Raw genomic sequence first — 355 nt, 5'->3', positions numbered from 1 at the left:
AATTGCTGATTATGGTGAAGATTTAGGCGTGACCGCGGCAGCCATAGCGTTAGACGAAGGAGTGCCTACGGTGGAAGCAGTACTCAATATTATTCATCGACTCACTGAACCCGTAATACCTACGTTTAAAATAAATGATATTCCACTGAACATCCCGCCCCAGGCTAATTGTCAGCGTTACAACACGTTATTAAAAGGGGTGCCAAATGGAACGGCATAAATGTATTGAAATACTTAAACAATTAAAGCTCACTGCCATGGCTGAAAGCTTTGATGACGTAGTTATTGATGGTATACGCCGTAAGCGCTCTACGATGGATATTATTGGAAATTTATTAACCACAGAGCAAACACA

At 41.4% G+C, this 355-nt stretch carries 2 pseudogenes; both read left to right on the top strand.

Annotated elements, in window-relative coordinates:
- Nucleotides 1-220 (top strand): annotated as a pseudogene (locus FTA91_RS16420) (IS21 family transposase); the annotation flags it as partial.
- A pseudogene (locus tag FTA91_RS16415) lies at nucleotides 207-355 on the top strand (IS21-like element ISYen2A/ISYen2B family helper ATPase IstB); the annotation flags it as partial. The pseudogenes FTA91_RS16420 and FTA91_RS16415, both read left to right, overlap by 14 nt.

Source organism: Yersinia thracica (genome assembly GCF_902170565.1).
Classification (GTDB): domain Bacteria; phylum Pseudomonadota; class Gammaproteobacteria; order Enterobacterales; family Enterobacteriaceae; genus Yersinia; species Yersinia thracica.
The sequence above is the reverse complement of the archived record's forward strand: the minus strand, read 5'-3'. Positions and strand labels throughout refer to the sequence as shown.